Annotated in this window: 24 protein-coding genes; 9 read left to right on the top strand and 15 right to left on the bottom strand. The window is 67.1% G+C overall.

Features of this window, described 5'->3' with window-relative positions; translation table 11 throughout:
* Positions 1-3 precede the first annotated feature (3 nt).
* From CAL29_RS15305 to CAL29_RS15275, 7 genes are all read right to left on the bottom strand, one after another.
* The gene (locus tag CAL29_RS15305) at positions 4-843 is read right to left on the bottom strand and encodes an ABC transporter permease (protein WP_094853835.1); all 840 of its coding nucleotides are present in this window, start codon (positions 841-843) and stop codon (positions 4-6) included.
* 3 nt (positions 844-846) lie between these two features.
* Positions 847-1833: an ABC transporter permease gene (locus CAL29_RS15300; protein ID WP_094853834.1), complete on the bottom strand. Its 987-nt coding sequence runs from the start codon at positions 1831-1833 to the stop codon at positions 847-849.
* 94 nt (positions 1834-1927) lie between these two features.
* Entirely contained in the window at positions 1928-3544 is a 1617-nt protein-coding gene (locus CAL29_RS15295; protein ID WP_094853833.1) for an ABC transporter substrate-binding protein, read from the bottom strand.
* Positions 3545-3736: 192 nt separating this feature from the next.
* Entirely contained in the window at positions 3737-4489 is a 753-nt protein-coding gene (locus CAL29_RS15290; protein ID WP_094853832.1) for a LamB/YcsF family protein, read from the bottom strand.
* A gap of 46 nt (positions 4490-4535) precedes the next feature.
* Positions 4536-5558 (bottom strand): 5-oxoprolinase subunit C family protein, encoded by a 1023-nt coding sequence (locus CAL29_RS15285; RefSeq protein ID WP_094853831.1) that lies wholly within the window; start codon positions 5556-5558, stop codon positions 4536-4538.
* Complete coding sequence (gene pxpB, locus CAL29_RS15280; protein ID WP_256977477.1) at positions 5555-6331, bottom strand: 5-oxoprolinase subunit PxpB; 777 nt, start codon at positions 6329-6331, stop codon at positions 5555-5557. The genes CAL29_RS15285 and pxpB overlap by 4 nt, the downstream gene beginning before the upstream one ends.
* A gap of 19 nt (positions 6332-6350) precedes the next feature.
* The gene (locus CAL29_RS15275) at positions 6351-7574 is read right to left on the bottom strand and encodes a pyridoxal phosphate-dependent aminotransferase (protein WP_094853830.1); all 1224 of its coding nucleotides are present in this window, start codon (positions 7572-7574) and stop codon (positions 6351-6353) included.
* Between the two features lie 220 nt (positions 7575-7794).
* Between CAL29_RS15275 and CAL29_RS15270 the strand changes: the two genes are divergently transcribed.
* Entirely contained in the window at positions 7795-8478 is a 684-nt protein-coding gene (locus CAL29_RS15270; protein ID WP_094853829.1) for a GntR family transcriptional regulator, read from the top strand.
* 39 nt (positions 8479-8517) lie between these two features.
* Here the strand turns inward: CAL29_RS15270 and CAL29_RS15265 are convergent, their stop codons facing one another.
* From CAL29_RS15265 to CAL29_RS15255, 3 genes are all read right to left on the bottom strand, one after another.
* A complete protein-coding gene (locus tag CAL29_RS15265) occupies positions 8518-10977 on the bottom strand; it encodes a TonB-dependent siderophore receptor (protein WP_094853828.1) in 2460 nt (819 codons plus the stop codon).
* Between the two features lie 160 nt (positions 10978-11137).
* A complete protein-coding gene (locus CAL29_RS15260) occupies positions 11138-12268 on the bottom strand; it encodes a FecR family protein (protein WP_256977476.1) in 1131 nt (376 codons plus the stop codon).
* 70 nt (positions 12269-12338) lie between these two features.
* On the bottom strand, positions 12339-13253 hold the full coding sequence (locus tag CAL29_RS15255) for an RNA polymerase sigma factor (protein WP_143277674.1): 915 nt from the start codon (positions 13251-13253) through the stop codon (positions 12339-12341).
* A 10-nt stretch (positions 13254-13263) separates the two neighbouring features.
* Between CAL29_RS15255 and CAL29_RS15250 the strand changes: the two genes are divergently transcribed.
* Entirely contained in the window at positions 13264-13665 is a 402-nt protein-coding gene (locus CAL29_RS15250; protein WP_094853825.1) for a GFA family protein, read from the top strand.
* Here the strand turns inward: CAL29_RS15250 and CAL29_RS15245 are convergent.
* Positions 13655-14377, bottom strand: coding sequence for a Type 1 glutamine amidotransferase-like domain-containing protein (locus CAL29_RS15245; RefSeq protein WP_094853824.1), 723 nt, complete (start codon positions 14375-14377; stop codon positions 13655-13657). The genes CAL29_RS15250 and CAL29_RS15245 overlap by 11 nt on opposite strands.
* Before the next feature lie 157 nt (positions 14378-14534).
* A complete protein-coding gene (locus tag CAL29_RS15240) occupies positions 14535-15116 on the bottom strand; it encodes a DUF4865 family protein (protein WP_094853823.1) in 582 nt (193 codons plus the stop codon).
* Between the two features lie 290 nt (positions 15117-15406).
* On the opposite strand from CAL29_RS15240, the gene CAL29_RS15235 reads away from it, so the two are divergent.
* Positions 15407-16267, top strand: a complete 861-nt coding sequence (locus tag CAL29_RS15235) for a LysR family transcriptional regulator (RefSeq protein ID WP_094853822.1) — start codon at positions 15407-15409, stop codon at positions 16265-16267.
* Here the strand turns inward: CAL29_RS15235 and CAL29_RS15230 are convergent, their stop codons facing one another.
* Positions 16268-16888 carry an FMN-dependent NADH-azoreductase gene (locus tag CAL29_RS15230; RefSeq protein WP_094853821.1) on the bottom strand — a complete coding sequence of 207 codons (621 nt, stop codon included), beginning with the start codon at positions 16886-16888 and terminating at the stop codon, positions 16268-16270.
* A gap of 109 nt (positions 16889-16997) precedes the next feature.
* Here CAL29_RS15230 and CAL29_RS15225 point away from each other — a divergent pair, with 109 nt between their 5' ends.
* Complete coding sequence (locus CAL29_RS15225; protein WP_094853820.1) at positions 16998-17441, top strand: winged helix-turn-helix transcriptional regulator; 444 nt, start codon at positions 16998-17000, stop codon at positions 17439-17441.
* A 69-nt stretch (positions 17442-17510) separates the two neighbouring features.
* On the opposite strand, the gene CAL29_RS15220 is transcribed toward CAL29_RS15225, so the two are convergent.
* Positions 17511-18101: a biliverdin-producing heme oxygenase gene (locus tag CAL29_RS15220; RefSeq protein ID WP_094853819.1), complete on the bottom strand. Its 591-nt coding sequence runs from the start codon at positions 18099-18101 to the stop codon at positions 17511-17513.
* Positions 18102-18183: 82 nt separating this feature from the next.
* Entirely contained in the window at positions 18184-18912 is a 729-nt protein-coding gene (locus tag CAL29_RS15215; protein ID WP_094853818.1) for an IclR family transcriptional regulator, read from the bottom strand.
* 105 nt (positions 18913-19017) lie between these two features.
* Between CAL29_RS15215 and CAL29_RS15210 the strand changes: the two genes are divergently transcribed.
* The 5 genes from CAL29_RS15210 to CAL29_RS15190 all read left to right on the top strand — a co-directional run bounded on the left by CAL29_RS15210 (position 19018) and on the right by CAL29_RS15190 (position 23035).
* Entirely contained in the window at positions 19018-20187 is a 1170-nt protein-coding gene (locus CAL29_RS15210; RefSeq protein WP_094853817.1) for a thiolase domain-containing protein, read from the top strand.
* Entirely contained in the window at positions 20184-20636 is a 453-nt protein-coding gene (locus tag CAL29_RS15205) for a Zn-ribbon domain-containing OB-fold protein (protein ID WP_094853816.1), read from the top strand. Before CAL29_RS15210 ends, CAL29_RS15205 begins: the two co-directional genes overlap by 4 nt.
* Entirely contained in the window at positions 20633-21301 is a 669-nt protein-coding gene (locus CAL29_RS15200) for a 3-oxoacid CoA-transferase subunit A (protein WP_094853815.1), read from the top strand. Before CAL29_RS15205 ends, CAL29_RS15200 begins: the two co-directional genes overlap by 4 nt.
* Positions 21302-21303: 2 nt before the next feature.
* On the top strand, positions 21304-21954 hold the full coding sequence (locus CAL29_RS15195; protein ID WP_094853814.1) for a 3-oxoacid CoA-transferase subunit B: 651 nt from the start codon (positions 21304-21306) through the stop codon (positions 21952-21954).
* 73 nt (positions 21955-22027) lie between these two features.
* On the top strand, positions 22028-23035 hold the full coding sequence (locus CAL29_RS15190; RefSeq protein ID WP_094853813.1) for a Bug family tripartite tricarboxylate transporter substrate binding protein: 1008 nt from the start codon (positions 22028-22030) through the stop codon (positions 23033-23035).
* The last annotated feature ends 10 nt before the right edge of the window (positions 23036-23045 follow it).

Raw genomic sequence — 23045 nt, 5'->3', positions numbered from 1 at the left:
TGGTCAGGCTCCACGCTTGCGAAGTTGCGGATTGAGGGCGTCGTTCAGGCCCTCGCCGATCAGGTTGATGGCCAGCACGGTGAGCATGATGGCCAGGCCCGGCCACAGGCTCATCAGCGGGGCTTCGCGCAGCATGGTGCGTGCCGCGCCGATCATGAAGCCCCAGCTCATCAGGTTGCGGTCGCCCAGGCCCATGAAGGACAGGGCCGATTCGGTGAGGATGGAGGTGGCCGTCATCAGCGAGGCGGTGACGATGATGGGCGAGGCCGCGTTGGGCAGGATCTGCGTGAGGATGATGCGCAGCGGCCGCTGGCCGATCACGACCGCCGCCTGCACGAACTCGCGGGTGCGCAGCGTCATGAACTCCGACCGCACCAGGCGCGCCACCGGCGGCCAGGAGACGATGGCGATGGCGCCCACGATGGAGACCAGGTTGGGCTTGAAGATCGCCACCAGCACCATGGCCATGGCCAGTTGCGGAATGGTCTGGAAGAACTCCGTCAGGCGCATCAGCAGGTCGTCCAGGCGGCCGCCGAAGTAGCCGGCGAGCGCGCCCACCAGGATGCCGATCAGCACCGCGACGGCGGTGGAGATGACGCCGATCAGCAGGGACACGCGGGCGCCGTAGGCCAGGCCGGCGGCGATGTCGCGGCCCAGCATGTCGGTGCCCAGCGGGAAGGACGGGTCGCTGAAGGGCGCGAGCAGGGGCGAGCCCACCATCATCCAGGGCGACTCCTCGAACCAGAAGGGGGCGAGCAGGCCGACCAGGATCACGGCCAGCAGGATGACGACGCCCGCGGTGGCGCCCCGGTGGGCGCAGAAACGTTTGAGAAAGGCTTTCATGGCTCAGCTTCCCTGGATGCGGGGATCGACGAAGCGGTAGATCAGATCGGTGATCAGGTTGAAGACCACCACCATGGTCGAGGTGACCAGGAACACGCCCAGCAGCAACTGGTAGTCGCGCTGGACCAGCGCGTCGAACATCAGGCGGCCGATGCCGGGCCAGCCGAACACGGTTTCGGTTAGCACGGCGCCGCCGGCCATCTGGCCCAACTGGATGCCGGCGAAGGTGATCACCGGCAGCAGCGCGTTGCGCAGTGCATGGCGGCGGATGATCTGCTGCACGGGCACGCCCTTGGCGCGCGCGGTCTTGATGAAATCCATGCCCAGGACTTCCAGCATCGAGGCGCGGGTCAGGCGCGCATAGATCGCCATGAAGAAGCAGCCCAGCGAGACCGTGGGCAGCACCAGGTGCTGCGCGATGTCGCCGACGCGGGCCCAACCGGTCAGCGTGGAGGCGACCGTTTCCATGCCGAAGGGCGGCAGCCAGCCCAGCGTCAGGGAAAAGAAGATCACGGCCAGCAGGGCCAGCCAGAATTGCGGCGTGGCGTAGATCAGCAGGGCGCCGCTCATGATGGTGCTGTCCACCCAGCGGCGGCGCCCTTCGTAGCGGGCCCGCGCGGCGATGACGCCGGCCAGCATCCCCAGCGCGACCGAGAAGATGAAGGCGCAGACCATCAGCAGCAGGGTGGCCGGCAGGCGGTCCAGGATGAGGTTCAGCACCGGCACCCGCTCCCGGTACGAATAACCCAGGTCCAGGTGGGCGATGCCCTTGAGATAGGTGCCGAGCTGCACGTAGAGCGGCTGGTCCAGGCCGAACTCGCGGCGCAGTTGCTGGACGTAGGCGGGGTCGGTGGCGCCGGCCTCGCCGGCCAGCACGGCGGCGGGGTCGCCGGGCGCCATGCGGATCAGCAGGAAATTCAGGATCACCACGCCGAGCACGACGATGACGGCTTTACTCAGCCGCGAGGCGAAATACGACAATGTCTTCAAAGCGTCGGCTCCAAAGCGGTCAGGCAGGAAAACGGGCGGCGCCATGGCCCGCGACGAGCGTGGCCATGGCGGCGCCTGCGGACGGACAAGCGGCTTATTTGTCGATGTACACGTCGGCGAAGGTGTCGTTCAGGCCGATGGCCGTGGTCACCAGGTTATGGACCTTGGCGCGATACAGCGTGGGGTTGTCGATCTCGAACAGGTAGCCGTTGGCGACTTCGTCCACCAGGATCTTCTGCACCTGGGCATAGGCCTGCGCGCGCTCCGCGTCCGAGGTCGAGGTGGCGGCCTTGTCCCACAGCGCGTCGGCCTCGGCGTTCTTGTAGCCCTCGTTGTTGACGAAGGCCGAACCCTTGACGATGTTGCGGGTCAGGAACAGGCGCGACACGCCCAGGGCCGGATCGCCGTACTGCGAGGTGAAGCTGAAGGTCAGGTCGAAGTCGAAATCGGACACGCGCTTGGACCACGTGCCGGCGTCGGCCGATTCCATGTCCACCGTGAAGCCGATCTGCTGCAGGGCCTGGCGGGTGTACTCGCCCAGCCGGTCCCAGGCCGCGCCGTAGGGATAGGCGAGGATCTTCACCGGGGTCTTCGACAGGTCCACGCCCGATTCCTTGATCAGGGCGCGGGCCTTCTTGATGTAGTACGGGTATTGCGTCACGTCGGCGCTATAGAAGGGCGTCTTCGACGAGATCGGGCCGGTGGCGATCTTGCCCAGGCCGAAGAAGATGTTGTCGACGATGAACTTGCGGTTCAGCGCGTACATGACGGCCTGGCGCACCTTGACGTTGTCGAACGGCGGCTTGCGTTCGTTCATCTGGATATAGGCCTGCTGCGAGAACATTTCCCAGCCGTTGGTGGTGTAGTTCACGTTGGGCAGGGCCTTCAGGCGCTTGATGTCGACGTTGTCGACGTCGCCGCTGCGCAGCACGTCCACGTCGCCCCGCTCGAAGGCCACGGCGCGCGAGGCCGAGTCCGGGATCACGCTGAAGACGATGCTGTCCAGGTAAGGCTTGCCCTTTTGCCAGTAATTGGGATTGCGCACCAGCTCGATGGCCGAACCCTTGGTCCAGCTCTTGAACATGAAGGGACCGGTGCCGATGGGATGCTGGTTGTTGGGATTGTTCAGGTAGTCGGTGCCGTCGTACAGGTGCTTGGGCACGATGGGCATGTTGTCGCTGACGAAGGCCTTCAGGAAGGGCGCGAAGGGCGTCTTCAGCTTGATCTCGACCTTGTCCGGCGCCAGGGCGGTGACCGAGTCGACGAACTGGTTGATGATCACGCGGGCGCGCGGGTGCACGGCGCGCAGGAACTTGTCGATGCTGAAGACGACGTCGTCGGCGCTGAAGGGCTTGCCGTCATGCCAGGTCACGCCTTGCTGCAGGTCGAAGGTATAGGTCTTGCCGTCTTCCGAAACGTGCCATGCGCGGGCCAGGCCGGGCTGCGGCTTGAGGTCCGGCGACCAGGTCAGCAGGCTTTCGTAGATCTTGCCCGCGACGTACTGGGTGGGGATCTGCTGGTTCAGGCCCAGCATGAGCATCGGCGGCTCGGGCTGGACGATGGCCCGCAGCGTGCCGCCTTGCGTTTGCGCCTGGGCGCCGGGCGCGCCGGCGACGGCCAGCACGGCGGCCAGCGCGGCGGACAGCAGGGGTCCCTTGAGCCGGCCGAAGCGGGTCGGGGCCGAGGGCGTGTTCGGTGAGGTGGAAGACATGCAGGTCACTCCTGGACTGGGCGGTGGCGTGGAGACGCCGCGGGCGGCTGTTGCGGCGTCGGGACCACGATCGATGAAAAAGGCTCCCCGGGAGCCGCGCGGCGAGGCGGCGTCCGGCGGGGCTGTCGTGGGGTTGGGATGAACGGCCGCGTCTCCCCTTGAGCACGCGGCCGCCACCCGGGCGGACGGCGGCTATACCGTCCGGACTTCGATTCCTTCGGCCTCCAGGGCGGCGCGGATGTTGCGGGCGAACACCGCGGCGCCGGGCTGGTCGCCATGGATGCACAGCGTGTCGGCCTTGATCGGCACTTCCTTGCCCGACAGGGCGCGCACCACGCCGTCCTTGACCATGCGCTTGACCTGGGCGATGGCCTGGTCGACGTCCTCGATCATGGCGTGCGGCTGCGAACGGGGCGTCAGCGTGCCGTCGTCCTGGTAGGTGCGGTCGGCGTAGATCTCGTAGACGGGCTTCAGGCCGCGCTCCAGCGTGGCCTTGGCCATGGGCGCGTTGGCGACGTACATGGGCAGCGACGGGTCGACGTCGGCGACGGCGCGGGCCACGGCATCGGCCAGGGCGGGATCGCGCGCGGTCATGTTGTAGAGCGCGCCGTGGGTCTTCACGTGGTGCAGCTTGCCGCCCTGGGAGCGGGCCACGGCCTGCATGGCGCCGACCTGGTAGACCACCAGGGCGTAGATTTCGTCGGCGGTCATCGCCATGGCGCGGCGGCCGAAGCCTTGCAGGTCGGGCAGGCCGGGGTGCGCGCCGATGGCGACCTTGTGCTCGATGGCGCAGCGGACGGTGGCGAGCATCACGTCCGGGTCGCCGGCATGGAAGCCGCAGGCGATGTTGGCGGCGGTGATGTGGGGCATCAGCGCGGTGTCCTGGCCCATGACCCAGGCGCCGAAGCTTTCGCCCATGTCACAGTTGATGTCGATGGAAGGCATGTCGCTTACTCCTCGCGTTGCGGGGGAATGTTGGGTGGGGGGCTCGTCACGGTCGCAGGACGCGGGCCGCGGCTTGCCGTATTTCGTGCAGACGGTCCTCGACGCCGCGCCACGCCAGCTCGGCGTCGGCCTGCTCGATGCCGGTGAATTGCAAGGCGTCGCCCGGCATCGCCTGCGCCAGCAGCGGCAGGTCGGCGCTGGCGACGTAGGCGATCTTGGGATAGCCGCCGGCGCTCTGGCGGTCGGCCATGAGCACGATGGGCTGGCCGTCGGGCGGCACCTGTATCGTGCCGAAGGCGGTCGCCTCGGAGACCAGTTCCAGCGGCGCGCTAAGCTTCAGCGCTTCGCCGCGCAGGCGCGCGCCCATGCGGTCGGACTGCTGGGTGACGGTATAGGGCAGGGAGGTCAGTTGTTCGTGCGCGGCGGGGGCGAAGGCGGGCCAGTGGGGACCGCGGACGAAGCGGATGGGCTGGGACGCGTGGGACGCGTCGGACTCACGCGGGCCCGGCGGCGTCACGTCCACGGTGTCCGCGTGCACCACCGGCATGCCGCTCTGGACCATCAGCTTCTCGATGGGCAGGATGGGCAGCTCGCGCGGAGGGCGTCCGACCGGCACGCGGTCGCCCCGCTTCAGCGCGCGGCCCTGGTAGCCGCCGAAACCGGCGCGGATATTGGTGCTGCGGCTGCCCAGCACGGGCGCGGGCGCGAAGCCGCCCCGCACGGCCAGGTAGAGGCGCGCGCCTTCCAGGCGTTCGCCCACGTCCAGCACCGTCCCGCGCCGCAGCAGCACCGCGCGGTCCTGCGGCAGCGGCTGGCCATTGGCCGTAATGCGCATGCGCGCGCCGCACAGCGCGACCAGCGTGTTCTCGGCGAAGACCACGCGCGGTCCGGTCAGCGTGCATTCCAGCACCGCCGCGTCCTCGTCGTTGCCCACCAGGGCATTGGCCAGGCGGTGCGACCATTCGTCCATCGGGCCGTTCACCGACACGCCGTATTGCTGATGGCCCAGCCGGCCGCTGTCCTGCAGCGTGCTGAGCATGCCGGGGCGTTCCACGATCATCGCGTTCATGGCCGCGGCTCCAGCAGGTCGCGGAATTCATCGGGTGTGATCGGCTTGAAGCGCAACTGGTCGCCCAGGCGCAGGCGCGTGGGCGGCTGCCGGTCCACCTGGAACAGGTTCCAGGGCGTGCGGGCGATGACGTTCCAGCCGCCCGGCGAGGTGCTCTGGTAGATCGAGGACAAGCCGTTGGCGATGGCGACCGAGCCGGCTTCGACGCGGGTGCGCGGCGACGAACGCCGCTTGACGTTCAGGCGCGGGTCCAGGGGCCCCGCGAAGGGATTGCCCGGGGAGAAGAAAAAAGCGTAAAGCGTCAGCGGCGAACCGCTGTGCAGCGCGACGACTTCTTCCGGCGCCAGGCCGCATTGCCGCGCCACGTCTTCGAGATCGGGACCGTATTCGCCACCGTAGCAGGCGGGAATCTCCACCACGCGGCCTTCGCTGGCCACGTCGGGCAGGTCCTGGCGCAGCAAGGCTTCGATCTGGCGGGTCAGGTACACGCTGGGCAGGTCGCCCTCGCGCGGGCACAGCGAGGGCTGGTAATGCACCGCGACGGTGGTGAAGGCCGGCACAACTTCCACCACGCCGATCGGTGGGCAGGCGTTGATGAGCGCCGTCACCGCCTGCACCGCGTAATGCGTGGCCAGGTCCACGGTGTCGCCCAGGCGGATGAGCAGGCAGCGGTCGCCCACCGGTTCGATGGACGCGCGCGCCCGCGTGCTGGCGCTGTCCGCCGCGGGCGCGGCGTCGTGTTCCAGCGTGGCTGCGTCGACGGGACGATTCAAGATTCGGCTCCGCGCGCGCTCAGCGGGTCAGCTTGGCGCAGGCGGCGACGATGCGTTCGCAGGCGAGCTTGAGGCGGTCGTCGGCGATGCAGAAGGTCAGGCGCAGATACGGCTCCAGGCCGAAGGCACTGCCGGGCACGACCGCCACGCCGGCTTCCTCGATCAGGTAGCGGGCCAGGTCGGCGTCGGTGGCGATGGTCTCGCCCGCCGGCGTGCGCATGCCGATGGCCTGCCGGCAATCCGCGAAGAAATAGAACGCCGCGGGCGGACGGCGAACGCTCAGCACCGGCGCGGCCGCCTGCAGGATGCCGAGCGCCATGTCGCGGCGCGCGCGCAGGCGGTCGCGCCAGCCGTCCAGGAAGTCCTGCGGGCCGTTCAGCGCGGCGACGGCGGCCGCCTGGCTCACGGAACTGGGATTGCTGGTGCTCTGCGACTGCAGCAGGTTCATGGCCTTGATCAGCCAAGCCGGGCCGCCGGCATAGCCCAGCCGCCAGCCGGTCATGGCGTGCGACTTGGAGACGCCGTTGATCGTCAGCGTGCGCGCGCGCATATCGGGCGCCGCCTCGGCGAAGGACACGAACTCGCCCTCGTAGACCAGCTTCTCGTAGATATCGTCCGACATCACCAGCACGCGCGGGTGCTTGCGGATCACCGCGGCGAGCGCGGCGAATTCCTCGCGCGTGTACAGCGCGCCGGACGGGTTGCAGGGCGCGTTGAGGATGAGCCAGCGCGTGTTCGGCGTCAGGTGCTGCTCCAGCAATGCCGGGGTCAGCTTGAAGTCGTTGGCGGCGTCCGGGGTGACGATCACGGGCGTGCCGCCCGCGATGCGCGTCATTTCCGTATAGGAGACCCAGTACGGGGCCACCACGATGGCCTCGTCGCCGGGGTTCAGGGTGGCGAGCAGGGCGTTGAAGAGGATCTGCTTGGCGCCCGTGGCGGCGATGATTTCCGCCGGCGCGTATTCCAGGTGGTTGTCGCGCGCGAACTTGGCGGCGACCGCCGCCTTCAGGGCGGGCGTGCCGCCGACGTCCGTATAGCGCGTCTGCCCGCCGGCGATGGCCTGGACGGCGGCCTCGCGCACGTGGGCCGGGGTGTCGAAATCCAGTTCGCCTTCGCTCAGGCTGATGATGGAGCGGCCTTCGGCCGACAACCGTCGCGCGAGTTCGCTGACGGCGCCGGTGGCGGAGGGGCGGGCGGCCGCGACGCGGTCGGACAAACGGACATCAAGTTCGGCGGAAGACATTGGCTTTCGTGTCGGGAGGACCAGGGATGATGGGGGATTCTGGTCCTTGTGACCGTTTGAGTACATTAGGTATACCACTTATATACAATGTGTCGACTGCGGGGCGAGGATGCGCTTGGCTGGGTGAAAAGCCGCTAACCTCGGGTGCACTAAAACAGCATTTAGGACACCTGCCTACGCCACATTGGCTTTTTTTATGCATATTTCACAAACAGAATTCATGAATCCGGGACACGAGGGAGCGGCGTCCAACCAGGAGCTGGACGGCGGCAACAGGGGATTGGCGAACCAGGCCTACGACGCGCTGGTCGACCTGATACTCTCGCGCGAGCTGAAGCAGGGCGAGCAGGTGCAGGAGAGGGCGCTGGCCTTGCGGCTGGGGGTATCGCGCACGCCGCTGCGGGAAGCCATGCACCGGCTCGAGGGCGAGCAGATGTTGGAACGCAAGTCCAACAATCGCCTGTTCGTGCGCCAGGTCACCTTGCAGGACCTGATGGAGACGCTGCACATCCGGCGCCTGCTGGAGGGCGATGCCGCGGGACGCGCGGCCGGCAAGGTGCCGGCCGCGACGCTGGCCGATCTACGCGCGCGCGTCCAGGCCCTGATGGAGGAAGGCCAGCCGGGCGATCCGCTGCATCAGGAGCTGGACGCCGAGCTGCATGGCCTGATATCCGAATACTGCGGCAACGAGCTGATGGCGGACATGATCGCCAAGCTGCGGCAGAAGACCCGCATGTTCTCGCTGAAGCGGCTGGAGAACCGCATGGTGCCGGTCTGCGGCGAGCACCTGGCGATGCTCGACGCGCTGGCGCGCGGGGACGCCCAGGCGGCCACGGCGGAGACCATGCGGCATATCGAGAACATCCGGCTATCCATCATCGAGAAGCTGTCGGGGACGTACTGAGGGCGGGCCCGGCGGCGGCAGCGGCCGCCGCCGGTGGGCTTACCACTTGTACTTCAGGCCCGCGAGGATCACGCGGCCGGCGCCCCAGGTGCAGAGGCCGCCGGAGCAATAGGACAGGTAGTCGCGATCGAACAGGTTGCTGGCGGTCAGCGACGCCGTCCAGCCGCGCATGCTGTCGAAATTGCGTCCCAGATCGTAGTGCAGCGCGACGTCGACCAGCGTGACCGAAGGCAGCTTCAGGTCGTTGGTGGCGTCGCCCCAGGTATTGCCGATGTAGCGCACGCCGGCGCCCACCTGCAGGCCGGCCAGCGCGCTCGACGGGATGGTGTAGTCCGCCCACAGGCTGGCGGCGTTGCGCGGAATCCCCACCGGCACGCGATCGAGATTGCTGCTGTTGCTGCGCGTGTTCAGCAGGTCGGTGTAGGTGTACGAGGCGATCAACTGGAGGTTGTTGCTCAAGCTGGCGTGGCCTTCCACCTCGAAGCCGCGCGAACGCACTTCGCCGGTCTGGACGCTGAAGCTGGTGTGGTCCGGATCGGTGGTTGTGACGTTTTCCTGCGTCAGGTGAAAGGCCGCCACCGTGACGAAGCTGTTGTAGCCCGGCGGCTGGTACTTCACGCCGACTTCGTACTGCTTGCCCTTGGTGGGCTGGAACGGCGTGCCCGAGTAATCCGTGCCGATCTGCGGCGCGAACGACTTCGAATAGCTGGCGTACGGCGCGATGCCGTTATCGAACTTGTAGACGCCGCCCAGCCGCCACGTGAACGCCCGGTCCGATTGCTCGGTGCTGGCGGTGCCGGCCTTGTAGGGGTCGAACGACTCGTGCGCCCAGTCCTCGCGGATGCCGCCCAGCAGGCTCCAGTTGCCGACGTCGATCTGGTCCTGCGCGTACAGGCCGAACTGGCGCAAGGTCTGGTCGCCGGCCGTCGCGAACTGGAAATTGGCGTCCGGCACGGTTTGTCCGTAGACGGGATTGTTCGGGTCCAGCGACGGCCCGCCCGCCAGGTTGCCCTTGAAATCGTGGTCGTACTGCGTGTGTTGGTAGTCGGCGCCCAGCGTCACCTGGTGCGTCAGCGGACCGGTGCCGAAGCGCGCGATCAACTGGTTGTCGAGGGTATGGGTGTTGATCTGGCCGCTGTTCCAGTAAGGCGTGCGCAGCAGGGTGCGGCCGTCGGACGACAGGCTGGAATAGCTCAGGTAGCGGATCGATTCGCTGTTGTGCAGGAAACGATAGTTCTGCTTCACCGACCATGTGTCGTTGAAACGATGCTCGAACGAATAGCCGATCGACTCCTGCGTCTTGCGGAAGCTGTCGAAGTCCGGCTCGCCGACGTCCAGGCGGCGCGGCAGCTTGACCACGCCGTCGGTCGCGGTGCCCACGGCGGGCACGAAGTTGTAGCCGCCGGCCTTGGGATCGGCCTGGTAATAGGCGTACACCGTCAGCTTGGTGTCGCCGTTGGGGCGCCACATGATGGAGGGCGCGACGGCGTAGCGTTCGAGGCGGTTGTAGTTGGTCTGCGTGCCCGTCTCGAAGCCGTCGGCCGTCAGGCGATAGAGCAGGGTGCCGTCCTTGTTCAGCGCGCCGCTGAAATCGCCGAACACCTGGGTGCGGCCGTAGCTGCCGGTCTGGATGCCGATCTCGTGCAGGGGCTCGTCGGTGGGCGCCTTGCCCACCAGGTTGACCATGCCGCCAGGGGAGCCCTGGCCGTAAAGCACCGACGAGGGACCGTGCAGCACCTCCACGCGCTCCAGCATGTAGGGATCGAAGCTGGTGACGTTGTAGCCCGCGGCGGAGCCGGGCAGGCGCAGGCCGTTCCAATATTGCTCGACCTGGAAACCGCGCGCGTACAGGTATTCGAGCGAGTCGGTATTGGTGCCGCGCTGTTCGGGCGTGACGCCCGAGGTGTAGCGCAGGGCTTGCGCCACGCTTTGCACGTTCTGCGTCGTCATCTGGTCGCGCGTCACCACGGAGATGGCTTGCGGCGTCTTGATCAGCGGCGTGTCGGACTTGGTTCCCGATACGCTGCGCTCGGCGACATAGCCGATGACGGGACCGGTGCCGGTCTGGTCGGAGGCGGTCACGTGCACCGTGGGAAGCTGCGTGGCGTCCTGGGCGCCGGCGGCGGGGCCCTTCAGGGTATAGGCGCCGGCGCGGGTGGCGACGACCTGGATGCCGGAGCCCGCCAGCAGTTGATCCAAGGCCTGGCGCGGCGACATCAAGCCTTGGACCGGCGGCGCGCTGCGATTCGCCACCGTGCTTTCGTCGAACAACACTTGCTGGTGCGCCTGCGCGGAGAAAGCGCGCAGGGCGCTATACAAGGGTTGGGACGCGATGTTGAAGCTGACGCGGGCTTCCTGTTGCGCGTAGGCCGCGGGCGCGGCGGCGGCGACCGCGCCGGCGACGGCCAGGGCGAGGGCGGTCGGCCGCGGGCGCCAGGCGGCGCGCAGGGACAGGGCGGCCAGGGGGCCGCGACGGCGCGGCGGAAGTCCGGGGTTCATTGCCTAGGTTCTCCAGGAGTGTGTCTGTGCGCGGATCTGCGCGGATATCTACGTGAGACGCATTCGCAGGAGAAGTGAGAACCTTGTCCGGGAAATTAATTTGTAACGGCCGTTCGCTTCGGGATTCAGGACTCAGGACTCAGGACTCGAGACTCAGGATTCAGGGCCGGGCGGCCGGGTCGATCCGGTAGCCGCCGTCGGCATCCCGCGCCACGCGCACCGGCAACAGGTCCGGCAAGGATTCGAGGAAGGCCTGCGGCCGCACGGTCGCGGCGAAACCCGACACGGGCAGGGCGCGCGTGCGCGCATCGGCGATGCGCACCGGCTTGCCGAGGTAGCGCGCCAGGTCCAGCGCCACGTCTTCCAGCGGCGTGCGGCGGAAGATCAATTGGCCTTCGCGCCAATCGCCGACCATATCCGTCGTGACGCTATAGACCGGCGTGCGGGCGCAATTGCTGCCCATGTTGATCGCCTGGCTGGCGGTCAGCACCGCCGGTTCGCCGCAGTCGCGCGGGCCCCGGACTTCCACGCGGCCCTCGCGGACCTGGACGGTGGTGCGGGCGGGCAGGTTGCGCACGTCGAAGACCGTGCCGGTCACCCGCACTTCGTTTTCGCCCGATGCGACGACGAAGGGATGCTGGGGCGCATGGGCGACCTGGAACCAGGCTTCGCCCTGGTGGAGCTGGACCTCGCGGCGGCGCGGATAAAGCCGCACGCTCAAGCGCGTATCCATATTGACGGCGATGCGCGATCCGTCGGGAAGGTCCAGGGTGCGCGTCTCGCCGTGGGCGGTCGCGACGTCCAGCCGATATGTCGGGAAATTGTCGTAGGCGAACCAGCCGCCCGCGGCGAGCAGCAGACAGGCGGCGGCCAGCCGGGGCGAGCCGGACCGAAGCGAATACCAGGGCTGTCGTGTCCGGGGCCTGGCATGGCGTGGCGGCAACGGGCGGGTATGGGAGGCGGGGGCTTGCGGCGGTCGCGTCGTGGAGGGGCTTGCGGTCCGCCATGCCGTGGCGGCGCCTTCATTGGGGCTGGCGCCCGCGTCCCGCGCCTGGGCAGCGGCCGAGCCTTGCGCCGCGGCGTCGAGCGCCAGGGGCGGGCGCGCGACGTCGGAGAAATCCAGCCACGTCCGGGACAATGCGCGCAACGCGTCGCCATGGCGGGGATCGGCCCGCAGCCAGGCATCGAACGCCGTCTCGTCGGCGTCGCTCCAGTTCGCGTCCTGCCGGCGCAGGTACCATTCGGCGGCGGCCTCGTGCAGGGCCAGCGTATCGTCGTCGGCCTGGGTCACTGAGGCACCCTCCTGTCGCCGCGCGATCGCTTCCCGGAGAAAGATGCGCGCTTGAAGCGGCCCGGCGCGTTCATGCCCCATCCTCCGGTTCGTCCTGCGCGTCGTCTTGCGGGCGGCTGGCCATCTGGTCGGCGCTCGCATAGCGCACGCGCACCTCGCAGTAGGCGAAGGCGCGGCTCAAGTGCTTGCTTACCATGCGGCGGGAAATACCCATGCGGTCGGCGACTTCATCCTGTGTCAGGCCATCGAAGCGGTGTAACACAAAGGCTTCGCGCTGGCGTTCGGGAAGTTCCTGCAAGGCCTGTTCCAGGCGATGCAAACGTTCGCGGTGTTCCGTGCTGGCGACGGGACAGGCGGAAGCGTCCACCGGCACCTCGTCGGCACGCGTTTCGGGATCGTCGAAGGAAACCATCTTCATCGGCCCTTGCCGCAATTGTTCCCGGGCGCGGTCCCGCAGGAGATTGGCGGCGATCTGGAACAGGTAGGGGCGTTGATTCCTCAGCGCGGTCGACTGTCCGGCGGCGGCCAGGCGGGTGAACGACTCCTGCAGCGCGTCTTCGGCGTCCTGCCGATCGCCCAAGCGGTGCTGCAAGAAGCGCAGCAGCGGGGCGCGGAAGCTGGCGTACATCTGCGTCAGCCAGGACCGGGAATCATCGGAAGGCGCGCTCAATCGCGCTCCCTCGGTCCGCGCGATAACGCCGCCCCATGCGCTTCGCCGCCGCCCGCCGCGCAACGCGATCGCGGGCAGCGCGAAGAGGCGGAACGGACGCTGACACGCTTCATCGACCCATGCACTTAAATGCGAATAGGTCGCAATTCTATCCGAAGCCATGCCCTGAGGGAACCGGATCGATCTATTCTGCGCTGCCTGTGGCGCGCGTGAAACGTCCGGCTTGCCGGACAGGGTGTTTTTCTGGAAGCGGCCGATCGGTCGATGCTGATAGAGTCGCGGGGATGGGGCCGAACCGGTTCTTGCGACCGTCAAAGGAATGAGGATGCTTCGAGGAAGTTGCTTATGCCAGGGCGTTGCGTTTCAAATTGCCGGGTCGGTGACGGACCTGCTTTATTGCCATTGCAGCATGTGCCGTAAAGCCCACGGGTCCGCGTTTCGCGCGAGAGGCCGGGTCAAGGCGTCCGAGTTCCGCTGGACGCGCGGAGAGGCGTTGGTCCGCTTCCATGAATCCTCTCCCGGGCAGCACCGTGGCTTCTGTTCCGTGTGCGGATCCCCTTTACTCACCAAGTTCGACTCGGATCCCACGACCTTCGGCCTGGCCCTGGGCGCCCTCGACGACGATCCCGGCGCGCGTCCGGAACGCCATGTTTACGTCGGATCGAAGGCGCCGTGGCACGAGATAGCGGATTCGCTTCCCCGGCATGAAGGGGGCGCTACGACCTGATGGGCGCCGCCGGCAGCGCGGTTTCCACGACCTGGCCGCCCACCATATCGACAAGGTGAGCGGTCGAGCCGCCTTTCCATGCGTAGACGGCGTCGCGTTTTCCATTGGCGTAGAAGACGGCCGCATAATCGTCAATCGCGATGGATGGTCCGATGCCGCCAGCCGCGCAAGCGGCGTGTAGCGATTCCCTGCGCAGGGGATCGCCGTTGTAGTGGACGGCGCACCCGCCTGGTATGAAACCCAGGCAATCGACGGGCCTATACCACTTGGGCGAGAACGAGTCCGTCACTCCCGATTCAAACCAGCACAACGCGCCGGCGCTCATGCCCGCCAGGAGAATGCCGGCGTTGCCCGCTTCCCGCAGCACGTTATCCAGTCCCCATTCCTTCCACACGCCAAGCGCGGCTTTCGTATTTCCGCCTCCCACGAAAATCGCATCCTGGTCCAGCAGTCGGCTGCGAATGTCCGTCAATGGGATTGCACGCGGGCCGGTGTCTCGGAAAAAGGCAAGATGCGATGCTTCGCAACCCAGATAACCGTAAGCGGCATCGAACTTCGCGAACTGCAAAGGCAGGTCGCCGCTCGCGGTTCCGATGAAGCATATTTTGGGACGCGCCTTGCCCGTCATGTCTCGCACAAGCGCGTCAATGGGAGAAGGGTTTTCTTCCATCAGGAATCCTCCGCCTCCTATGGCCAAGATCCGTTGCGTCATACCAGGAAGCCCCTTTTGATTGGCGGAAAGCCGGATTTACGAATTCGAGGATGAATATTCGCACCAGCAACGTTATCGCGTTTCTCTTCTCCGCGATTGCGATGACGTTCGGATTGCTGTCACCGGGTCGACCAAAGGACGATATGCGTGCCCGACTTCATTGGCCGGCCGTCGGGAGCTGGTCAAGGAGCGGTTTTGCCAGGTGCAGGACCTCGTACGTCACGGCGTGCTTGGGGGCGTCTTCTTGGTGGGATTCGCGTAGAGCGATGCGGGTGATGCGCCAGGTTGTGGTGTCCACGCCCACGGCGGCGGCGACTACGCCGGTTTGGGCCGCGACGGCGCGGTTGTGGTCCAGTTCCTGGGCATAGGCCTGGCCCAGGTCCTGGTCCAGGGGGATGTCGATTTCTTCTGTTTGGGCATAACGCGCCTCCTTGCCTGTGCCGCGACGGGCGTCCAGGACGATGCGGGTGTCGATGTCGGCGCGGCCGAAGCTGTCGGTGACGGTCCTGTATTTGTTCTGCAGGAGGAAATCGCGCAGGCCCTGGTCGTCCTGCCAGAGATACAGCGAGGAATAGCTGTGGCCGATGGCGCCGAGCTGGCCGGCTTCACGAAGCAGGAAACCCTTGAAATGGAGGCGCGGCGTGGCGTCCCAAAGCTTGCCGCGCTCCGCGGCGCGGCGGCGGATGATGTTGAGGTCGTAGTCGGCGGGAAGGCGGTGGGTGTAATGGGCGATGAGCATGGTCAGGTTCCAGGGAATAGGACAGGGCAGGTGGGCCTGCATCAATACGAAAAGGCGAAGGGACGAAGGGGCGAAAAACCATCCGGGTTGGCGAATCGAAAATTTGAATCGCACCCGTCGCACTCGTCTGGACGACAGCGTATCGGCGGCGCTATCATTTGAAAATACGATTTATCAGTATTTCAATGATTTAAAAATAAAATGATTGAGATGCGCCCGTGCCGCCGAAACGGGCGGCCGCCCGCCGAATTCCTTGCTCCGCAAGCCACCCCGACCCGCAGGAAAGCACGATGAAAACCCTGGATATCGAAGCCGTCCAAGCCTTTGTCCTGACGGCGGACATGAAAAGCTTCACGCGCGCGGCGGAAGTGATGGATACGACGCAATCGACCATCAGCTTGAAGATCCGCCGCCTGGAAACCGCCTTGGGCCGCCGCCTGCTGGATCGCACGCCGCGCCTGGTGCGTCTCTCCGCGGACGGCGGTTCCTTCCTGCCGGCGGCGCGCTCGCTGGTGGCGGCGCACCAGGGGGCCTTCAATGCCTTCTCAGATGCCAAGCCGCGCCGCCTGGTGGTGGGCGTCAGCCACCACGTCGTCGGCTCGGAGCTGCCGCGCATGCTGCGGGGCCTGAACCGCGCCGACCCCGCGCTGACCCTGGAAATGCGGATCGCGTCGTCGCTCGACGTGCTGGATGAATTCGACGCGGGCCGGCTCGATGCGGCCGTCGTGCTGCGTCACGACAGCCGTCGCCTCGACGGCGAATTGCTGCTGCAAGAAGGCTTCGGCTGGATGGGCGCGCCCGATTTCGAATGGACCGCCGGTCAACCCTTGCGGCTGGCGACGCAGGCCGAACCCTGCAGCGTGCGCGCGATGGCAGTGGACGCGCTGGGGCAGGCCGGCGTGCCGTGGACGGAAGTGTTCGTCGGCGGCGGCGTGTCGACGATAGGCGCCGCGGTTTCGGCGGGCCTGGCGGTGGCCGCCCTGGGCCGGCGGGTGGCGCCGGCGGGAACCATGGACCTGGGTCCCCGCCTGGGCTTGCCGCCGCTGCCGTCCCGCGACGTCGTGCTGCATACCGGCCCCACCGATGCGCAGGCCCGCGGGGCCTTGCGCGCGCTGGGCGCGGCCATCAGGGCGACGGCGGTCGGGCCATGATCATGCCGCCTGCGCGAGCAAGGCCTGCACCGCCGTTTCCGCATTGGCGATGGCCGCCTGCGCCGCATCGGGCCCGTAGGAGAGGCCTTCCACGCGGACCTGCTCGATATCGGTCAAGCCTATGAATCCCAGCAGGTGCTTCAGATACTTCGATTGGAAATCCGCGGTGGCAAACGGCCCGTCCGAAAAAACGCCGCCGGACGCCGTGACCAGGTAGACCTTCTTGCCCGTGACCAGCCCCTGGACCTTGCCGTCCTCGTACTGGAAGGTGACGCCCGGCCAGGTCACGTTGTCGAACCATGCCTTCAACTGCGTCGGCGGCCCGAAATTGATCATGCCCGAGCCGATGACGACGATGTCCGCGGCTTTCAGTTCCGCCACCAGCGTTTCGGCCTGGGCGACGGCTTCAGCCTGCGCCGGCGTGCGGGCTTCGGAGGGCAGGGTGCGCCCGACGACATAGGCCTCGTCGATGTGGGGCAGGGGGTGGGCGTACAAGTCGCGGACGGTCAGGACGCCGCCGGGGTGGCGCTGGCCCAGCCGGCGCGCGAAGTCCGTGGCGAAACGGGCGGACAGGCTTTCCGCTCCGCGCGGGCTGGAAGTGATCAGCAGAATGTTGCTCATGAGAGCTCCAAGGTATGGAAAAGGAACCAGGTATTCAATCGAGCTTGAATTACCATCCGGTACGAAGGATGGTATGGTTCCTTCCTCGGCCCCACAAGAAGGCACATCCATGTCACCCAGTCACAGCCGCCTGCCTGAGGCGGTCCACGCGCTGCCCAAGCCCGAACCGGGAGGCTGCCGCGCGACCCGCCTGATCCTGGACAGGATCGGCGACAAATGGAGCCTCTACATCATCGCGACGCTGTCCAGAGGGTCGCGGCGTTTCAACGAGTTGAAGCGGGAGATAGACGGCATCTCGCAACGCATGCTGACGCTGACGTTGCGAGGTTTGGAACGCGACGGGCTGATCACGCGGACGGTGTATCCCACCATTCCGCCGCGGGTCGATTACGAACTGACCGGAATGGGACGAACCCTGTTGCAGCCCGTCATGGCATTGCTCAATTGGGCCGACGAGAACCAGCAGGCCATCGAAGACGCGCGGCAGCGCTTCGACGAGGAGCCCGAGCCGGAGCAGGTCCTGATCAAGGGCGTCGTGTACCAACGCCGGTAAGGCCTATCGCGCCGACGCCGCGCGTCCGGGCGCCGCTGCATGCGGTCCGGCCCAGGCGCTTCCGCGGCTTCAAGCCGCCAGCAGATAGCGCTGCAGCAGGTCGCCGAAGCGGTCGTAGGCCGCGTTGGCGCCGGCCAGGACCTCGTCGTGTTCCTCGACGGAGACGGCGCTGCTGTCCAGGGCGGCGACGAAACGGCGCCAGACTAGAGCGCGGCCTTCGGGATAGGCGGCGAGATTGCGCGCGCCGAAAGCGGCGCCCAGTCCCAGGGTCTGTTGCACTTCCTTGAGCAGGAAGGCGGCGCCCAGGGTCGACCCTTCCGAAACGTAAAGCCAGCCCAGGGCTTGCGGCATGGCGACGTGGGAGGTGGCCAGGGCTTCCCGGGGAATGGCCTGTCCCAGATCCTGCAAGTCCGCGGCGGCGGCTTGCACGCGGCCGCGCACCGCCAGGTCGGGAACCGCGGCCTGGACGCGGGCATCGTCGAAGAGATGCTCGACGTCCTGCTGGAACAGGTACTGCGCGGCGACGAAGCGCGCATAGCGTTCACGCGATTCGAATGGCTTGCCTTGCTCCATCAGGGCGTGCATGCGTTCATGCTGTTCGTTGGTCTCATGCTTGAGGCGGAACGAAAGCGTGGCGGGCAGGTCGAGGACGGTGTTCATCGCGGGGGTAATCCGAGTTGGCATGTAGTGCTGTTGTACCCCAAAGGCGCCGCGCGGGGGAACCCCGGCGAGAGCGGCGCCGTCACGCGCCGCCCAGATCCTCGCTCAATAGGCGGGCCTGCTTCCGTATCGCCGGCAGCATGCGCTTCACCGTCTGCTCCGAATAGCGGTAGAGCGGAATGACGACGGACATCGCGCCCACCAGCTTGCCGTCGTGCCCGAAGATCGGGCACGCGATGGCGGCGCTTTCGGGATCGCGTTCCTTCTGCGTGATGGCGTAGCCCTGGGCGCGGATGGTGTCATAGGGCTCCCCTTCGGCCTGCTGGTCGAAGGCCAGGATCACGCGCCCGGCGGCGCCGCGGTCCAGCGGAAACAACACGCCTTCGCGCACGTGCGAGCGCACCGAGCGCTGGGGCTGGATGTGATGCAGGCAGATGCGCTGGTCGCCTTCCCGCACGTAGAGGCCCGAGCATTCCTCGGTTTCCGCGGTCAGGGCGCGCAGGCGCGGCAGCACGTAGTCGGACAGCTTGAACGACTGCCGGTACATCTCCGCCAGGGGCATGACGCCGGGCCCGACCACATAGCGGCCGTCGGCGAGTTTCTTCACGAAGTTGGCCAGGATCAGCGAGTCGAGCAGGCGCAGGATGGTGCTTTCGTAGAGGCCGGTGGCGGCGCCCAGCATGGTCAGGGTGAGGCCGTCGGGCGCCTGGCCGAAGGCGCGCAGGACCGTCAGGGCGCGGTTGGCCGCGGCCACCCCTTCGGGTTTCTCGGGCGCGCCGGTAGCGGCGGAGGGACTGCGTTTGGCGGGCATGTGCGTATCTGGGATTCGTCGTTGACAAGAAAATAGAAGTTTATTCTAATAAAAATAGAAGTTAATTCTATTTTTTAAAAACGACGGAGGCGCGCCGGCAGCAGCATGAGCATCAATGGCAAGGCCTACATTGCGGGAGCCTACGAGCACCCCTTGCGCAAGGCGCCCGACATCTCGCTGGCGCAACTGCACGCGGACGTCGCCGTCGGCGCGCTGGCGGACGCCGGGATACCCGCCCAGGAGGTGGACGGCTATTTCTGCTCGGGCGACACGCCCGGGCTGGGCGCGACCTCCATGCTCGACTATCTGAATCTGCAACCCCGCCACGTCGACAACACCGATCTCGGCGGCGCGTCCTACATCGCGCTGGTGGCGCACGCGGCGCAGGCCATCGCCGCCGGCAAGTGCCGTATCGCGCTCATCACGCTGGCGGGCCGGCCGCGCAGCGAAGGCGTCGCCACCGGCACCAAGGCGCGGATGCGCAGCCCGGACCAGCCGGACGCGCAATGGGAGTTCCCTTATGGCCTGGCCAACGCGGCGGGCTATGCGATGTGCGCGCGGCGTCACATGCACGAGTACGGCACGACCGGCGAACAACTTGCCTGGATCAAGGTGGCCGCTTCGCAGCACGCCCAGCACAACCCCAACGCGATGCTGCGCAAGCCGGTGACGGTGCGCGACGTGCTGGAGTCGCCCCTGGTGGCGGATCCCTTGCATCGGCTGGACTGCTGCGTGGTGAGCGACGGCGGCGGCGCGCTGGTGGTCGTCAGCCCGGAGATCGCGCGCGGCTTGCGGCGCCCGCTGGTGAAGGTGCGCGGCGCGGGCGAGGCGGTGAAACATACCGCGGGCGGCTACATCGACCTGACGTATTCCGGCGGCCGCTGGTCCGGCGCGCGGGCCTTCGAGGAAGCGGGCGTGACGCCGGCGGACATACGTTATGCCTCCCTCTACGACAGCTTCACCATCACGGTCCTGATGCAGTTGGAGGACCTGGGCTTTTGCGCCAAGGGCGAGGGCGGCCGCTTCGTGGCCGACGGCAACCTGATCTCCGGCGTTGGCAAGCTGCCGTTCAACACCGACGGCGGCGGCTTGTGCAACAACCATCCCGGCAATCGCGGCGGCATGACCAAGGTGATCGAGGCCGTGCGGCAGTTGCGCGGCGAGGCGCATCCTGCCGTGCAGGTGCCGGACTGCCATCTGGCGCTGGCGCACGGCACGGGCGGCATGCTGGCCACCCGGCACGGCAGCGCGACCTTGATCCTGGAGCGAGTATGAACGGCCAATCGCAAGCAAGGACTGATGCGGATACCACGCCGGCGCGTGTCCATCCCGCGCCCATCCCGTCGCCCGACACCTTGCCTTTCTGGCAGGCGGCCGCCGAGGGACGCTTCCTGCTGCGGCGTTGCGCGGCCTGCGCGCAAGCGCATTGGTATCCGCGTCCACGCTGCCCCTTGTGCGGGGGCGACGCCGCATGGACCGAAGGCAGCGGCCGCGGCCGCGTGTATTCCTTCACCACGGTGGCGCATGCCGAAGCGCCTTTCGTGCTCGCCTTCGTGACCCTGGCCGAAGGGCCGTCGATGCTGACGCATCTGGTGAACCCGCCGGCCGATGGTTGGGCGATCGGCGACGCCGTGCGGGTGACGTTCGCCGCCACCGACGGTTCCTATCCCTTGCCGGTCTTCGAGCCGGATACCGACGCACACGTTGCGGGAGACAAGCAATGATCGACAAGATCGTGGACGGCCTGGACGCGGCCGTGGCCGATATTCCGGACGGCGCCGTCCTGATGGTGAGCGGTTTCGGCGGCGCCGGGCTGCCGTTCGAACTGGTGGACGCGCTGGTGCGCCAGGGCGCGCGCGGCCTGACCATCATCAGCAACAACGCCGGCAGCCTGGGCAAGGGCCTGAGCAAGCTGGTGGCGGCGGGCCAGGTGCGCAAGTTCATCTGCTCCTTTCCGCGCCAGCCGGGATCGAATGCCTTCGACGACCTTTATCGCGAGGGCAAGCTGGAACTGGAGCTGGTGCCGCAGGGCACGCTGGCCGAGCGCATACGCGCGGGCGGGGCGGGCATCGGCGCCTTCTTCACGCCGACGGGCGCCGGCACCGAGCTCGCGCAAGGCAAGGAGAGCCGCGTCATCGACGGCGTGGAGCACATCCTCGAATATCCGTTGCGCGCCGACTATGCCTTGATCAAGGGCTATGCCGGCGATCGCTGGGGCAACCTGACCTACCGGCGCTCCGGCCGCAATTTCGGCCCGGTGATGGCCGCGGCGGCGCGCTGCGCCATCGCCCAGGTCTCGCGCATCGTCGAACTCGGCGGCCTGGATCCCGAGCACATCGTTACCCCGGGCGTCTACGTCCAGCGGGTCGTCCTGGCAGGAGCGAACTGAACATGAGCAAACCCTATACCCCGCGCAGCGTGCCCGACGTCGCGCGCCGCGTGATCCAGGACATTCCCGAGGGCGCCTGCGTCAACCTGGGCATCGGCCAGCCGATGACCATCTCCAACCTCTTGCCGCCGGACCGCGAGATCATCCTGCAAAGCGAAAACGGCGTCATCGGCATGGGACCCGTGGCCGAGGGCGACGACATCGACACCGAACTGGTGAATGCGGGCAAGCAGTTCGTCACCTTGCTGCCGGGCGGCGCCATCGTGCACCACGCGGATTCCTTCGCCATGATCCGTGGCGGCCACATCGATATCTGCGTGCTCGGCGCCTTCCAGGTTTCCGTGCGCGGCGACCTTGCCAACTGGCGCACGCGCGACGCCAGCGCGATTCCGGCGGTGGGCGGCGCGATGGACCTGGCGCGCGGCGCCAGGCAGGTCTTCGTCATGATGGAGCACACGACCCGGAACGGCGAATCCAAGCTCGTCGAGACCTGCGACTACCCGTTGACGGGCGCCGGCGTGGTCGATCGCATCTACACCGACCTGGCCACGCTGGCCGTCACGCCGGAAGGCTTGCGGGTGGTGGACCGCGTCGACGGCCTGACGCACGAGGCCTTGGAGGAGATCTCGAAACTGCGCCTGCTGCGCGAGTGACGGGACGAAAGCAAAAAAAAGAGAAGCACGGCCGACAAGCCGAGTCGGCCGCAACGACAAAACAGGAGACAGCATGGACCAAGTGGAACAACAAGCAAGACGATACAAGCGAAGCGGCCGATGGGCGATGGCGATCGCAATGATGGCGGCGGCCGTGACGACGGCTCCGGCCCCAGCCCTGGCGCGTTATCCGGACAAGCCCGTGCACATCGTCGTCGGCTTCACCCCCGGCGGCAGCACCGACGCCGTTGCCCGTCTCCTGGCGGCCAAGCTGGGCGAACGCTTGGGACAGTCCTTCGTCGTCGAAAACAAGCCGGGCGCCAACGGCAACATCGCCACCGAATATACCCAGCGCTCGCCCGCGGACGGCTATACGCTGTACTACACGTCCATCGGCTTCGTCACGAATCCGTTGATGTACAAGTCGGCCCGCTACGATCCGGCGCATGACTTTACCGCCATCGGCCAGGTGATGAGCGCGCCCAATGTCCTGGTGGTGCCGGCCAATTCGCCGTATCGCGACATCAGGCAGCTCATCGCCGACGGCAGGAAGCGTCCCGGTGAATTGAACTTCGCCTCCTCGGGCACGGGCACGTCGGTGCATCTTTCCGGCGAACTGTTTGCGTCCCTGGCCGGGCTGGACGTGGTGCACATTCCCTACAAGGGCAGCGGCAGCTTCATGTCCGATCTCATCGCGGGCCGCATGACCATGGCGTTTCCCAACCTGCCCACCGCGCTGCCCCTGATCAAGGGCGGCCAACTGCGCGCCCTGGGCGTGACGACGCGCACGCGCTCCGGGGCGGCCCCCGACATTCCGTCGATCGAGGAAGCGGGCTTGCCGGGCTACGACATGTCGACCTGGTATGGCCTGATCGGGCCCAAGGGCATGCCGCCGGAGGTGGTGGCGACGCTCAGCGACGCATTGCTGAAGACGATGGACGATCCGGACTTCAAGGAAAAACTACTGCAGAGCGGCGCCGATCCCAAGGGCAGCACGCCCGCGGCGTTCCAGCAGTTCATCAATCAGCAGACGACGGCATGGAAGGGCGTGTTGGCCAAGATGAAGATGGAAGGCAACTGAGCGGATAGGA

It is taken from the genome of Bordetella genomosp. 10 (genome assembly GCF_002261225.1).
Classification (GTDB): domain Bacteria; phylum Pseudomonadota; class Gammaproteobacteria; order Burkholderiales; family Burkholderiaceae_B; genus Bordetella_C.
Note: the sequence above shows the minus strand (reverse complement) of the source record. Positions and strands in the feature narration are given on the sequence as shown.

Coding starts and splice junctions, on each gene's coding strand:
- CAL29_RS15305 (WP_094853835.1), bottom strand. CDS start 843: ATGAAAGCCTTTCTCAAACGTTTCTGCGCCCACCGGGGCGCCACCGCG.
- CAL29_RS15295 (WP_094853833.1), bottom strand. CDS start 3,544: ATGTCTTCCACCTCACCGAACACGCCCTCGGCCCCGACCCGCTTCGGC.
- CAL29_RS15290 (WP_094853832.1), bottom strand. CDS start 4,489: ATGCCTTCCATCGACATCAACTGTGACATGGGCGAAAGCTTCGGCGCC.
- CAL29_RS15285 (WP_094853831.1), bottom strand. CDS start 5,558: ATGAACGCGATGATCGTGGAACGCCCCGGCATGCTCAGCACGCTGCAG.
- CAL29_RS15275 (WP_094853830.1), bottom strand. CDS start 7,574: ATGTCTTCCGCCGAACTTGATGTCCGTTTGTCCGACCGCGTCGCGGCC.
- CAL29_RS15270 (WP_094853829.1), top strand. CDS start 7,795: ATGAATCCGGGACACGAGGGAGCGGCGTCCAACCAGGAGCTGGACGGC.
- CAL29_RS15265 (WP_094853828.1), bottom strand. CDS start 10,977: ATGAACCCCGGACTTCCGCCGCGCCGTCGCGGCCCCCTGGCCGCCCTG.
- CAL29_RS15250 (WP_094853825.1), top strand. CDS start 13,264: ATGCTTCGAGGAAGTTGCTTATGCCAGGGCGTTGCGTTTCAAATTGCC.
- CAL29_RS15245 (WP_094853824.1), bottom strand. CDS start 14,377: ATGACGCAACGGATCTTGGCCATAGGAGGCGGAGGATTCCTGATGGAA.
- CAL29_RS15240 (WP_094853823.1), bottom strand. CDS start 15,116: ATGCTCATCGCCCATTACACCCACCGCCTTCCCGCCGACTACGACCTC.
- CAL29_RS15235 (WP_094853822.1), top strand. CDS start 15,407: ATGAAAACCCTGGATATCGAAGCCGTCCAAGCCTTTGTCCTGACGGCG.
- CAL29_RS15230 (WP_094853821.1), bottom strand. CDS start 16,888: ATGAGCAACATTCTGCTGATCACTTCCAGCCCGCGCGGAGCGGAAAGC.
- CAL29_RS15225 (WP_094853820.1), top strand. CDS start 16,998: ATGTCACCCAGTCACAGCCGCCTGCCTGAGGCGGTCCACGCGCTGCCC.
- CAL29_RS15220 (WP_094853819.1), bottom strand. CDS start 18,101: ATGAACACCGTCCTCGACCTGCCCGCCACGCTTTCGTTCCGCCTCAAG.
- CAL29_RS15215 (WP_094853818.1), bottom strand. CDS start 18,912: ATGCCCGCCAAACGCAGTCCCTCCGCCGCTACCGGCGCGCCCGAGAAA.
- CAL29_RS15210 (WP_094853817.1), top strand. CDS start 19,018: ATGAGCATCAATGGCAAGGCCTACATTGCGGGAGCCTACGAGCACCCC.
- CAL29_RS15205 (WP_094853816.1), top strand. CDS start 20,184: ATGAACGGCCAATCGCAAGCAAGGACTGATGCGGATACCACGCCGGCG.
- CAL29_RS15200 (WP_094853815.1), top strand. CDS start 20,633: ATGATCGACAAGATCGTGGACGGCCTGGACGCGGCCGTGGCCGATATT.
- CAL29_RS15195 (WP_094853814.1), top strand. CDS start 21,304: ATGAGCAAACCCTATACCCCGCGCAGCGTGCCCGACGTCGCGCGCCGC.
- CAL29_RS15190 (WP_094853813.1), top strand. CDS start 22,028: ATGGACCAAGTGGAACAACAAGCAAGACGATACAAGCGAAGCGGCCGA.